The 12511-nt window shown below is 74.5% G+C and carries 9 protein-coding genes; 5 read left to right on the forward strand and 4 right to left on the reverse strand.

Annotated features, from left to right (window positions below; all coding sequences use genetic code 11):
* Positions 1-4 precede the first annotated feature (4 nt).
* From HAV40_RS08835 to HAV40_RS08845, 3 genes are all read right to left on the reverse strand, one after another.
* Positions 5-859: an ABC transporter permease gene (locus tag HAV40_RS08835; RefSeq protein ID WP_166380381.1), complete on the reverse strand. Its 855-nt coding sequence runs from the start codon at positions 857-859 to the stop codon at positions 5-7.
* Entirely contained in the window at positions 856-1845 is a 990-nt protein-coding gene (locus HAV40_RS08840) for an ATP-binding cassette domain-containing protein (RefSeq protein ID WP_166380382.1), read from the reverse strand. Before HAV40_RS08840 ends, HAV40_RS08835 begins: the two co-directional genes overlap by 4 nt.
* A 164-nt stretch (positions 1846-2009) precedes the next feature.
* Complete coding sequence (locus HAV40_RS08845; RefSeq protein WP_166380383.1) at positions 2010-2354, reverse strand: hypothetical protein; 345 nt, start codon at positions 2352-2354, stop codon at positions 2010-2012.
* Positions 2355-2434: 80 nt separating this feature from the next.
* Between HAV40_RS08845 and HAV40_RS08850 the strand changes: the two genes are divergently transcribed.
* The 5 genes from HAV40_RS08850 to HAV40_RS08870 all read left to right on the forward strand — a co-directional run bounded on the left by HAV40_RS08850 (position 2435) and on the right by HAV40_RS08870 (position 9340).
* On the forward strand, positions 2435-3037 hold the full coding sequence (locus HAV40_RS08850) for a class I SAM-dependent methyltransferase (protein ID WP_166380384.1): 603 nt from the start codon (positions 2435-2437) through the stop codon (positions 3035-3037).
* An 82-nt stretch (positions 3038-3119) separates the two neighbouring features.
* The gene (locus HAV40_RS08855; RefSeq protein ID WP_166380385.1) at positions 3120-3878 is read left to right on the forward strand and encodes an alpha/beta hydrolase family protein; all 759 of its coding nucleotides are present in this window, start codon (positions 3120-3122) and stop codon (positions 3876-3878) included.
* 99 nt (positions 3879-3977) lie between these two features.
* On the forward strand, positions 3978-7043 hold the full coding sequence (locus tag HAV40_RS08860; RefSeq protein ID WP_166380386.1) for an ATP-binding protein: 3066 nt from the start codon (positions 3978-3980) through the stop codon (positions 7041-7043).
* Between the two features lie 110 nt (positions 7044-7153).
* Positions 7154-8731, forward strand: a complete 1578-nt coding sequence (mhpA, locus tag HAV40_RS08865) for a bifunctional 3-(3-hydroxy-phenyl)propionate/3-hydroxycinnamic acid hydroxylase MhpA (RefSeq protein ID WP_166380387.1) — start codon at positions 7154-7156, stop codon at positions 8729-8731.
* 123 nt (positions 8732-8854) lie between these two features.
* Positions 8855-9340 carry a Calx-beta domain-containing protein gene (locus HAV40_RS08870; RefSeq protein WP_166380388.1) on the forward strand — a complete coding sequence of 162 codons (486 nt, stop codon included), beginning with the start codon at positions 8855-8857 and terminating at the stop codon, positions 9338-9340.
* On the opposite strand, the gene HAV40_RS08875 is transcribed toward HAV40_RS08870, so the two are convergent.
* The gene (locus HAV40_RS08875; RefSeq protein ID WP_166380389.1) at positions 9337-12366 is read right to left on the reverse strand and encodes an AfsR/SARP family transcriptional regulator; all 3030 of its coding nucleotides are present in this window, start codon (positions 12364-12366) and stop codon (positions 9337-9339) included. The genes HAV40_RS08870 and HAV40_RS08875 overlap by 4 nt on opposite strands.
* Between the last annotated feature and the right edge of the window lie 145 nt (positions 12367-12511).

A 12511-nucleotide genomic window follows, 5' to 3' on the forward strand; every position in this document is an offset into this window, starting at 1 on the left:
CCGCCTACAGGTGGCGCTTGTAGCTGTTCACCGACAGCGGCGCGAAGATCGCGATCACGGCCGCGCAGGCCACCAGGGCCCAGCCGACGTGCCCGGTGATCTGGCCGTCGTTGGCCAGGTCACGGGTCGCGGTGACGATGTACGACACCGGGTTGACCTTCACGAACGCGGCGAGCCAGCCCGGCAGGGTCTCGACCGGGACCAGCGCGTTGGACATGAACGTCAGCGGGAACATGATCATCATGGAGATGCCCTGGACGCTCTGCGCGCTGCGGGCCAGGGTGCCGACCCAGGTGAACACCCAGGCCAGCGACCAGCCGGCGATCATGGTGAGCACGATCGCCATCACGACTCCGGCCGCGCCGCCGCCGGGGCGGTAGCCCATCATGATGCCGGTGAAGAACGTCAGCGTCGAGGCGATGGCGTACCGCAGCAGGTCGGCGATCATGGGACCGGCCAGCGGCGCGATCCGGGCCATCGGCAGCGACTTGAACCGGTCGAAGACCCCCTTCTCCATGTCCTCGCGCAGCTGCACGCCGGTGGCCATGCACGCCGTCAGCGCGGTCTGGGCCAGGATGCCGGGGATCACCAGCGGCAGGTAGGCCTCCACGCTGCCGGACAGGCCGCCGCCGAGCAGGTACGCGAACATCGCCGTGAACAGCAGCGGCTGGATGGTGACGTCGAAGAACTGCTCCGGGTTGCGGCGCATCTTCTTCGTCGCCCGCCACGCCATCGACATCGTCTGGCTGATCGTCTGGCGCAGGCTGTTGTGCGACGTCGTACGCCCGGCGATGTCATCGGCCGTCAGCCGCCGCGGCGGCGCGGCCACCGGGGCGGGCTGGGTCAACTGCATGGTCATCGGGCCACCTCTAGCTGCTTGTCCGCGGACTGGTCGGCGCCGTCACCGGTGTCGTGGCCGGTGAGGGCGAGGAACACCTCGTCGAGGGTCGGCGCGTCGACGCTCACCGAGGTGATGCCGATGCCCGCCTGACGCAGGCTGATGAGCACGTCGGCGGCCCGGTCCGCGGCGTCCAGCGCCACGTTCATCCGCCCCGACTCGGGGCTGAGCACCGGATCCTCACCCAGCAGGCGGCGGACGACCTCGGCCGCGACCTGCTGGTCGGCGGCGTCGGTCAGCCGCAGCCGCAGGGTCGAGTTGCCCACCGACGCCTTCAGCTCGTCGGGAGTGCCCTCGGCGACCTTGCGGCCCCGGTCGATGACCGCGATCCGGTCGGCGAGCTGGTCGGCCTCGTCCAGGTACTGCGTGGTCAGCAGGACCGTGCAGCCGCCCGCGACCAGGTCGCGGATGGTGTCCCACATCTGCCCGCGGGTACGCGGGTCCAGGCCGGTGGTCGGCTCGTCCAGGAAGATCAGCGGCGGCCGGGTGATCAGGCTCGCGGCCAGGTCCAGCCGCCGCCGCATGCCGCCGCTGAACTGCGAGATCGGCTTGTTCGCCGCCTCCTGCAGGCCGAACTGCTCCAGCAGCTGCGCCGCCGTGGCCCGTGACGTGCGGCTGGACACCCCCTGCAGGCGGCCGAACAGCCACAGGTTCTCGTTCGCGGTCAGGTTCTCGTCGACGGAGGCGTACTGGCCGGTGACACCGAGCAGCTGCCGGGTGCGGTGCGGGTCTCGGCGTACGTCCACGCCGAAGATCTCGCCCCGGCCCCCGTCGATGGGCAGCAGCGTGGCCAGCATCTTGAGCATGGTGGTCTTGCCCGCCCCGTTGGGCCCGAGCACGCCGAAGATCTCGCCCTGGTCGACGTGCAGGTCGACCCCGTCGACCGCGCGGAAGTCACCGAACGACTTCACCAGTCCCTCCGCGTGTACCGCGGGAATGTGCTTCATGATCGCTCCCTCGTGACCGGCGTCAACCGGTCGGCGACCAGCATCCGACGGGCCGGTTCCACCGCGCCTACACCGCGGTTTCACCGCCGTCCCGGACGGCTTCACCGCGGCATTCGCCGCAGCTCAAGCTCGATCCGGTGCCGGTCGTGCCCTACCGAGAGCGCTCAGAGCACGGGGCGCAGCGGGGGTGTCGCGCGCCGGGCGAGCCTGGCCCACGGCTGCCGCCGGCCGACCCCATGCCGCCGGGGCAGGCTCGACGCCAGGCGGCGGCCCGCCCGCTCGGTGCGCTCACCCGAGGGCCGGAAGGTCCGCAGGCGCGAGGACGGGTCCGCGGCGACCCGGCGACGGGCCGCAGAGACCAGCAGGGCCAGGCTCCGGCGGCGGCCCGCCCCGGCGCGTACCCGGACCGGGGCCGCGGGCTCGGTCCGGCGGGCGGCATACCAGAAGCGGACCAGCAGCGACACCACAAAGCCCGCCACCACCAGACGTACCAACATATCGTCGCTCATCGTCACTCCCTGCAAGCACCTCGTCCCGGCACGTCCATGTCCAGCCACGCGAATCTCAAACCTGGCCGTATAGTCGCGCGGTGAACGCAGCCGTGGTCCGGGACGCCTACTCCGCCGTCGCGCCCGTCTACATCGACCTGTTCGGCACGACCGGTAAAGCGGACGCCGAGGACGTCGACCTCATCGGGCGGCACCTGTCGATCCGGCCCGGCACCGTGCTCGACCTGGGCTGCGGGCCAGGCCACTACACCGGCCATCTCCGGTCGCTGGGCGTCGACGCCGTCGGCATCGACATGGTCCCCGAGTTCATCGCCCACGCCAGGGCTGCCCACCCGGACGGCACGTACCGGCTCGGGTCGCTGAGCAGCCTCGACGCCGCCGACGGCACCATCGCGGGCATCCTGGCCTGGTACTCGCTGATCCACCTGCTGCCCTCCGAACTCGACGGGGTGCTCGCCGGGTTCCGGCGGGTGACGGCCCCGGGCGGCAGACTGGTCGTCGGCTTCTTCTCCGGCGACGAGATCGACGCCTTCGACCACAAGGTCGTGACGGCCTACCGCTGGCCCGTCGACGAGTTCTCCGCCCGGCTGAGGCGGGCCGGTTTCACCGAGATCGAGCGCCTGCACCGTCCCGCCGACGGCACCCACCGGCCGCACGCCGCCATCGCGGCGGTGGCGGCCTGACCGCACCGCGACGCTCGGCCACATCGTGATCCACCGGGCCGCCCGCCCCACCTGACGAGCCGTCCCGCCGGTATCCACTGGCATGAGAACCATCACGACCGTCACCCGCGGGCTCGCCGCGGCCGTCCTGCTCGCTGTCGTCGCGGGCTGCGGCACGGACACGCCCCCGCCCCTCGACCCGAGCGCGGTGGCCCGCCAGCGGGTGATCGACACCGCCGACCTCGACTGCCTGGACGACCGGAGCCCGGTGGTCGCGATCACCGACGCCGAGCAGGACATGACGGCCGCGATCCAGGCGGGCACGGGCGACACCGGTGTCGTCCTGCTGCACCAGGCCGACGGCACGGCCTGTCAGTGGTACGCGTTCGCGCTGATCCTGGCGCAGCGCGGCTACCGGGCGCTGGCGCCCGACATCACCTCCCGCGACGCCGTCGAGGTCGCCCAGGCAGGCATCGCGCACCTGCGTGCCGGGGGCGTCAAGCGGGTCTTCGTCATCGGGGCCTCACGCGGAGGCACCGTCGCCCTGGCGGCGTCGGCGGCGACCAGTCCGCCGGTCGACGGGGTGATCGCCCTGTCCGCCCCGACCGTGTACGACGCCGACGCGCTGACCGCCGTCACGAAACTGGGCGCGCCGACCATCCTCGTCGCCGGTGACCTGGACGGCAGCTTCGCCGACAACGCCAGGGAGCTGTACGGCCTGTCGATCGCCAAGCACAAGCGGCTGATGATCCGCTCCACCGTCAACCACGGCGTGACCCTGGTCGACGGGCAGGTCGAGCAGGCCTTGATGGCGTTCCTGGCCGACCCGGTGGCCACCGCCGACGCCCCCGAACCCGCGTAGCGGCAGGTCCCGCCGGTGGACGGCACCGCTCCGTTCGCCGGGACGGGGCGGTGCCGGGCGGCCGCCTAGGATGACGCCCGTGGACAGTCCTCCCGCCTCATGACCGGCCCCCATGCTGCGGCGCGGCTGCGTCTGGGTGTGCTGGGCCGCCTGCAGGTGTGGCGCGACGGCCAACAGGCGAGCATCGGCAGCGGCCGCCAGCGGGCCCTGCTGACGCTGCTGCTGATCCGCCCGGACCACTTCGCTTCGGCGGGCTGGCTGGCCGAGGCGCTGTGGGACGGGGCGCCCCCGCCCAGCGCCGAGACGACGCTGCGTACCCACATCGCCGGGCTGCGCCGGGTGCTGGAACCCGGCCGTACCGCCGACGCCGGGCCGCGGGTGCTGGTCAGCCGCGATGGCGGCTACCAGCTCGTCGTCGGAGCCGACGACGTCGACGTGACGCGGTTCGAGACGCTGACCAGGCGGGCCGCCACCGCGCACGCGGCCGGTGATCCGGTCACCGCCGAACGCGAGTGGGCGGCGGCGCTGGGTCTGTGGCGCGGCGACCCGCTGCCCGACACCGCCGGGCTGGCCGCCGCCCAGCCGGAGGTCGCGCGCCTGTCCGGGCTGCGGTTGCAGGCGGTCGAGGGCCGGCTCGTGGCCGCCGTCGACGCGGGCGGGCATGTGCGGGTGCTGGCTGAACTGCAGGCGTTCGTGGCCGAGCATCCGCTGCGGGAGGCCGCCCGCGCGCAGCTGATGGTGGCGCTGTATCGCGGCGGGCGGCAGGCCGAGGCGCTGGCGCTGTACACGCAGGCGCACGAGCTGCTGTCGGGTGAGTACGGACTGGACCCGGGGGAGCGGCTGCGCGCGGCGCACCTGGCGATCCTGACGCAGAGCCCGTCGCTGGACGCCTCGCCGGGCGGTGCCGCACGCCCGGTCCCGCCGCCGTCCGACGCGCTGCCCGGCCGGGCAGCGGAGCTGGCGGCACTGGCCGTGGCAGTCGCCGGGGCGCGCGGTGGTGCGGGCCGGGGCGCGCTCGTGGTCGGCGAAGCGGGCATGGGCAAGACGACCCTGGTCACTCGCGCCGCGGCGGCCGCCGCCCGGGACGGTGTGCCGGTGGTGTGGGCGCGCTGCCCCGCCGTGGGACAGGCCCCGCCGTTCTGGGTGTGGATCCAGGTCGTCCGGGAACTGGCCACGGTGCCCGGAGCCGGGGAGGCGGCCGCCGCGGGTGCGCTGGCCGCGCTCGGCACGCGCGCGCCCGAGCAGGCGTCGGCCGATCCGGCGGCGCGGTTTCGCCTCTACGAGGCGGTGGCGGGCCTGATCGACGCCGCATCCCGTGAGCACGGGCTGCTCGTGGTGCTCGACGACCTGCACGCCGCCGACCCGGACTCGCTGCTGCTGCTGCGTTACCTGGCGGGGGCGCTCGCGCCGACGCGGGCGCTGCTGACCGCCACGTCGCGGCCGTACGAGCACGATCCGGACCTGGTCGCGGCCGTGGCGGAACTGTCCCGCACCCCGGGTTTCGCCCGGCTGGACCTCGCGGGCCTGGCCGGGGCGGCGCTCGCGGCGCTGGTGCGCCGCGAGTCCGGTGCCGACCCGTCGCCGGAAGCCCTCGCGGCGCTGGCGGGCCGGACCGGGGGCAACCCGTTCTTCGCGATCGAGCTGCTGCGGCACGGCGGCGCGGGCGAACTGCCGCCGACCGTACGGGACACGCTGCGCCTGCGGCTGGACGCCGTGCCGGGCCCGGCACGGGATCACCTGGACGTGCTGGGCGTCGCCGGGCACGACCTGGCGGTGCCGCTGCTGGCCGCCGTGCTCGGCGTGAGCGCGGCCGAGGCGGCCGGTGCGCTGCTCGGCGCGTACGCGGCCGGGCTGGTCGTGGAGACCGCGCCGGGCCGGGTCGGGTTCGCCCATCCGCTGTTCGCCGAGGTCGGCTACGCGGTCCTCGCCCCGCCGAGACGCGCCGCACTGCACGCGCGCCTGGCCGCGACGCTGGAGCGGCTCGGCGGGGCGGCCCCGGCCGAGATCGCGTACCACTTCGGACACGCGGCGGGCCTCGGCCACACCGACGATCACCTGCGCTGGCTGCTGCGGGCCGCCGACGCCGCGACCAGGCGGCTGGCGTACCAGGACGCGGCCGCGCACCTCGACGTCGCCGCGACGCTGCTGGCCGGGCAGCGCGGGACCGCGGGGGAGGAGCTGGCGGTGCAGTTGCGCCGGGCGGCGCTGCTGCAGGTCACCGTCGGGATCGGCAGCGACGCCGTGGACCGGGTGTGCGTACGGGCGCGCGAGCTGCTGGGACAGTCGCCGCCCGGCGCGGACCTGGCCGCGGCCCGGTGGATGCTCGGCGAGCTCGCGGCCAACCGCGCCGAGTACGCGATCTGCGCCGAGCTCGCGGCACCGCTGGCGGACGACGCCGCGCCGCTGCACCGCGCGGCGGGCTCCTACCTGCTGGGCGCGGCCTGCTACTTCCAGGGGCGGCTGGCCGAGGCCGAGGACCACCTGACACGGTCGGCGCGGTTGCTGTCGGGGATGGACCCGCGGACGCTGAGCCGGGAGGTGGCCCACCGGCCCGCGCTCGCCGCGTACAACTTCCGGGCTCTCGTGCGGTCGCTGCGCGGCGACCGGGCGGCCGCCGAGGCGGACCTGGCGGCGGCCGTGGCCTTGGCGGACCGGCTCGACGACCCCTACGGCCGGGCCAACGCCCGCCTGTACGCCGCGTGGCTGGAGTGGCAGGAGCTGGACGCCCCGCGCGGGCACGCCGCCGCGCTGCGGTTCCGGGACCTGGGCGTGGCCTACGGCATGCCGCATTTCGTCACCACGGCGCAGCTGTTCGCCGCGTGGGCCGCCGTGTACGCGGGCGACCTCACCCAGGCCCCGCAGATGCGCACGGCGTACGAGGACCTGTACCGGCTGGGCCTGCGCGCCACCCGGACCCTGTCCCTGGGCGCGATGGCCAACGCGCACCTGGCCGCCGGTGACCGCGACGGCGCGGCCCGGCTCGCCCAGCAGGGCCTGGACCTGGCCGAGCAGACCGGCGAACGGGTGTTCCTGGCGGAGTTGCTGCGGGCGCGGGCACTGGCCACGGGCGACGTGCCCGGCCTGGCCGCCGCTGCCGCGGTCGCCGCCGAGCAGGGTGCCCGGCTGCTCGCCGCCCGTGTCGCGGCGGTGTCGCCGCCCTGCTGAGCGGCCAGGACTCGGGTGTGCAGGCGCGGCCTCCACGTCGCCTCCACGCCGCCTCCACGGGCGGGCGATGTGCTGGACGGGCCCGATCAGCCGCCCGTGAAGGAGAACCCGTGTCCACCCCCGCAAGCCGTGCCGACGTCGACGTGCTCGTCGTCGGCTGCGGCCCCGTCGGCGCGCTCACCGCGAACCTGCTCGGCCGTCGCGGCGTCACCACCCTGGTGGTCGAACGCAGCCCCGGCCCGCACGGCCAGCCCCGTGCCTTCTCCTGCGACGACGAGGCCCTGCGGATCTACCAGCAGGCGGGACTGCTCGCCGAGGTCCGCGACGGGATGCGCACCGCCGGTCTGGTCGACTACACCGACGGCGCAGGCCGCCCGTTCGCCGAGATCACCCTGTCCGACGTCGACTTCGGGCTGGGCCACCCGCCGCTGCAGTTCTTCGACCAGCCCCGGCTGGAGCACGCGCTGCGGACCGGGCTCGCCCGCTTCCCGCACGTCGAACTGCGCCTGGGCGTGTCGCTTCAGGAGCTGCACACCGACGCCGACGGCGTGACCGCGCTGCTGAGTGACCTGGACGGCGACACCCGGCAGGTCCGGGCCCGGTATGTGCTCGGCTGCGACGGGGCCCGCAGCACCACCCGGGAGCTGGCCGGTATCAGGCTGCGCGGGTCCACGTACGAGGAGCCGTGGCTGGCCGTGTCCGGTGACCTGCCGCCGGACGCGGTGCGGCTGGACCGGACCCGGTTCGTCTGCGACTGGCGGCGCCCGGCGTTCGTGTCACCGGCCGCCGACGGCGGCTACCGGCTGGAGTTCATGCTCCGCGCCGGGGAGACCGCCGCCCGGCTGGAGCACCCCGCGGCGGTCGCCGAGCTGGTCGCGCCGTACGTCGACCCGCAGCGGTTCCAGGTGCGCCGAGCCGCCGTCTACACCTTCAACCACCTGGTCGCGCAACGCTGGCGGGCCGGGCGGGTGTTCCTGCTCGGCGACGCCGCGCACCAGATGCCGCCGTTCATGGGCCAGGGCCTGTGCAGCGGGCTGCGCGACGCGGCCAACCTGGTCTGGAAACTGGACCTGGCCCTGCACGGGCAGGCCGGTGAACAGCTGCTCGACACGTACGAGCAGGAGCGCCGCCCGCACACCGAGGAGATGGCCCGGATCACCGTGCAGATGGGGCGGATCTTCCTGGCCCGCAGCCGGGCCGGGGCGAAACTGCGCGACGTGGCCCTGCGTGGCCTGCAGCTCATCCCGAGAGTGCGCCGGCTGGTACGGCGGTTCGAGTTCAAGCCGCTGCCCCTGCACCGCCGCGGCTGGCACGTCGGCGGCCGTCCCGCCGGGACGATGTTCCCCCAGCCGCGGGTCACTGCGGCGGGCGGGGCGGGGCCGGTGCTGCTGGACGACGTGCTCGGCGACGGATTCGCGGTCGTCGGGCCCGCGGTGGGCCCCGACGTGGCCGCGGATCCGCGCTGGCGGGGCCTGCCGGTGCGTTTCGTCCGGGTCTGCCCGCCGGGGCACGCGCCGGGTGTGGCCGACGGCGACTACCTGGAGGTCGCCGACGCCGACGGGCGGCTGGCGGCGTGGTTCGCCCGGCACCGGTGCGGGCTGGCGGTGCTGCGGCCGGACCGGTTCGTGTACGCCACCGGCGACGGCCCGGACGTGAGCGTGCCGGCACAGGCGGCCACGGCGGGGTGAACGCCGCGCTGCGGTCACAACCGATTCACAACAGCCGCGCCGTAGCCTGACCGTGGCCGTCGACGTCCCCTACCCGCCGTCGGACTGGCCACGGCGAGAAGAGGCGGCCAGAAAAGGCGCCCCGTGATACGACTGCTACACCTGCCACTGCTCAGCGCGGCCGCCGCCGCGATACTGACGGTGACGACCCTGCTGCCGGCCGCCCCGCCCGGCACACCGACCCGCCCGGTGAACCACATCCCGTTGCTGAGTCCGTCGCCGAACCCGGGCCCCTGCAACGGCTGCGTCCAGCCCCTGGACACGCTGTGCTGGGAAGGGCCGCCACGCTGCACCGTGGTGGTGGTGCGCGTGCCCCCGCGCAGCAACCCGGTCACCGTCCACTACCGCACCGTCGCCATGACGGCCCACCCCGGCATCGACTACGTCGGCGTCAGCTCGGGAACGCTGTACCTCCAGCCGAACCAGGCCTCCGCCGAGATCACGATCCAGCTGATCCCGAACCCGGGCCTGACCGAGGACCGCAAGTTCGGTGTGGAGCTGTTCGGCGTGACCGGCGCCGGGATGGTCAGGCCGATGGCGACGGTGACGATCAGGCCCTCACCGCGCTAGAGCACCTCGGCGTCGGCATGCCAGCGCAGTCCGCCGGCCGGCTCGCCGCTCGCACAGCGTCCGGCGAGCCGGCCCAGATCGCGGTGGATCGACGCCGTCTCGTGCGGGTCGGGGGCCAGTTCCCGGGCCGCCAGGGCCAGGCTGAGATGTTCGAGGGCCGCCACGGTGTCGCCGACGGCCAGGCCGATCCGGCCGAGGTGGGCCAGGGCGATCGCCTCCTGGTGCGGGTCGGCCTGCTGGCGGCTGAGGGCCAGGGCCTGGCGGAAGTGCTCGGTGGCGGAGGTGTACCGCTGCCGCTCGTACTCGGTGAGCCCGAGGTTGTTCAGCGTCTCGGCCTCGTAGCGGCGGTCACCGGCCTTGCGCCGCAGGATCAGCGCGTCGTGGAACCGGGCGGTGGCCAGCTCCCACTCGCCGCGGTCGCGGTGGGCCTGGCCGAGGCCGCCCAGCGCCACCGCCTCCAGCCGGGGGTTGCCGAGCTCCCGGCTGGCGGCCAGGGCGCGGCCGAGGTGGTCGAGGGCCAGGTCGGCCCGGCCCATGCGGACGTACGCGTCGCCCAGGTTGCTCAGCGTCAGGGCGACACCGAGCCGGTTGCCCTCGGCCAGGTGCAGGGCCAGGGCCTGCCCGTAGGCGTCGACGGCCTCGGGGAAGCGCCGCGCCCCGGCCAGTGCCACCGCGATGTTGTTGCGCACGTGGGCCTCGCCGCGCCGGTCGCCCTGGGCCTGCAGCACCTGCAGCGCCTGCCCCAGGACGGTCAGCGCGTCGTCGAAGCTGCGGTTGCTCAGGTACGCCACCCCCAGCCCGCTGCCCATCAGGCCCTCAGCGACCGGGTCACCGGCGGCCTGCGCGGCGGCCAGGCCCAGCCGGCACAGCTGGATGCGCCGCCGCCAGTGACCGCGCGAGTCGAAGAAGCCGGTGACCAGGTAGGTCATCTGCCAGGCCGTGTCGGGGCGGCCGTGCTCGATCGCGTACGTCATGATCGGGGCCAGGTTGTCGCGCTCACCGTCGAGGAACGACAGCGCCCGCTCCGGCTCGGCCGGGAACGGCAGCAGGGCCGGGGGATGGGCGACGGTGACACGGACGCGGTCCCGGCCACGGTCGACGATCTTGTTGGCGGCGTCGGCGACGGCCAGGTACCAGTCCAGGATCCGGTCCATGATGGCGGCGCGGACCTGCTCGGACTCGCCGCGCTGGGCGCATTCGCGGGCGTACAGGCCGATGAGGTCGTGGAAGCGGTAGCGGCCGTTGGCGACCTCGGTGACCAGGTGGACGGCGGCCAGCTCGTCCAGCGCCTGCCTGGCCAGGGCCGGTGTGGCACCGGCGGCCGACGCGGCCAGCGACGCGCAGAACGTGACGCCCGGATGCAGGCCCAGTGCCCGGAACACCCGAGCGGTGACCGGTTCCAGAACGTCGTACGTGGACGCGAAGACCGCCCGCAGGTTGCGGGAGTCGCCCTCCACCGACAGCTCGTCGAGCCGTTCGCCGGTGGACAGCTCCTCGGCCAGGTCGGCGATGTCGCGCAGCGGCCGGGAGCTGAGCTTGGCCGCGGCGATCTGCAGCGCCAGCGGGATGCGGTCGCACAGCTCGGCCAGCTGCGCGGCGCTGTCCGGCTCGCGTCCGGTGCGCTGCGCGCCGAGCACCCGGTCGAGCAGCGCCATCGCCTCGTCCGGGCGCAGCGCGTCGAGGGTGACGGCCTTGACCGCATGATGGGTGTTCAGCGCGGTGAGCCGGTGGCGGGAGGTCACCACCAGCAGGGTCGTGCTGTTCGCCGGGACCAGCGCCAGAACCTGCGCGACGGTGCCGGCGTTGTCGGCCACGATCAGCATCCGGCGCTCGCGGGTCAGGGTCCGGTACAGCCCGGCCCGGTCCGTCCCGTCGGCCCGGCCGCCGGGGTCGGGCTGGTCCAGTCCGGCCAGCACGTGCTCCAGCGCCGCGGCGGCCGAGAGAGCCACCGCCGGGTCGTGTCCGCGCAGGTCCAGGAACACCTGCCCGTCGGGGAAGTCCGCGGCGGCCCGGTGGCTCCAGTGCACGGCCAGCGCGGTCTTGCCCATGCCCGCCGCGCCGGAGATCACCACCACGCGGACGCCGGGGTCGGCGGCCACGGCGTCGAGCTGCGCCAGCTCGTCGCCGCGTCCGGTGAAATGCCCCACCGGCGCGGGCAGCTCGGCCGGTCGCGGGCGTGGCCGGCTCAGCGGCGACGGCGCCGGGGACGACGGTCCCGGCGGGGTCGACGGATCGTGGTGGTCGAGGGCGGGATCGCGGCGCAGCATCTGCACGTAGCGCACGGCCAGCTCGGCGCTGGGCTCGGCGCCCAGTTCCTCGCGCAGGTGGGCGCGCAGCAGGTGGTAGAGGTTCAGCGCGTCGCTGGTCCGGCCGGACCGGTACAGGGCGAGCAGGGTGATCCCGACCAGCCGCTCGTGGAACGGATACCGGGCGAGCAGGGCCTGCAGCTCGCCGACGGCGGCGCTGTGGCGGCCCAGGCGCAGTTCGGCGTCCCACAGGTCGCAGTACGCGGCGAGCCTGACCTCTTCGAGCCGGACGAGTTCGCCGGCGGCCCAGCCGTGGGCTTCGGCACCGGCGAAGGCGTCGCCGCGCCACAGGTCCAGGGCGTGGCGCAGCTGGGTGGCGGCGGTGGTGTCGGCGCGTTCGGCCAGCGCGACACGGGCCTGCCGCACCCGGTGTTCGAAGCGGTGGGTGTCGACGGCGGCGGGGTCGATACTGAGCTGGTAGCCGGAGTCGCTGGTGTGGACCAGGCCGGTCAGCCCGCAGTCGTCGAGTGCCTGCCGGAGCCGGGCGATGTGGCTGTGCAGGGTCCGCACGGCGGTGCGTGGGGGCTGGTCGCCCCAGAGGCCGTCGATCAGCCAGGTCCGCGACACCGTGTCGGGCGCGCCGAGAGCCAGCAGCCCGACGAGCGCGGGCTGGCGGTTGCCGGTGAACACAGCCTGGCCACTCGGGCCGGTCACCTCGATCGGGCCGAGCAGGCGGATGGATGGCGGCGGCTCAGCGGGGGCTGGTCTGGTCGGTGGCACTGGGCCTCCTTCGCGGCCGCGCGAACGCAGACAGTCATGTTCACCTATCTCTGTGTCGAGGATAGGTGGTGATCGACATGAGCGACAACCGTCTCGCAGCCAGGTGACAACCATCGGCTGATAGGAGTCTCTCAATGCGTTGGCG

It is taken from the genome of Catellatospora methionotrophica (genome assembly GCF_011297335.1).
GTDB lineage: Bacteria > Actinomycetota > Actinomycetes > Mycobacteriales > Micromonosporaceae > Catellatospora > Catellatospora methionotrophica.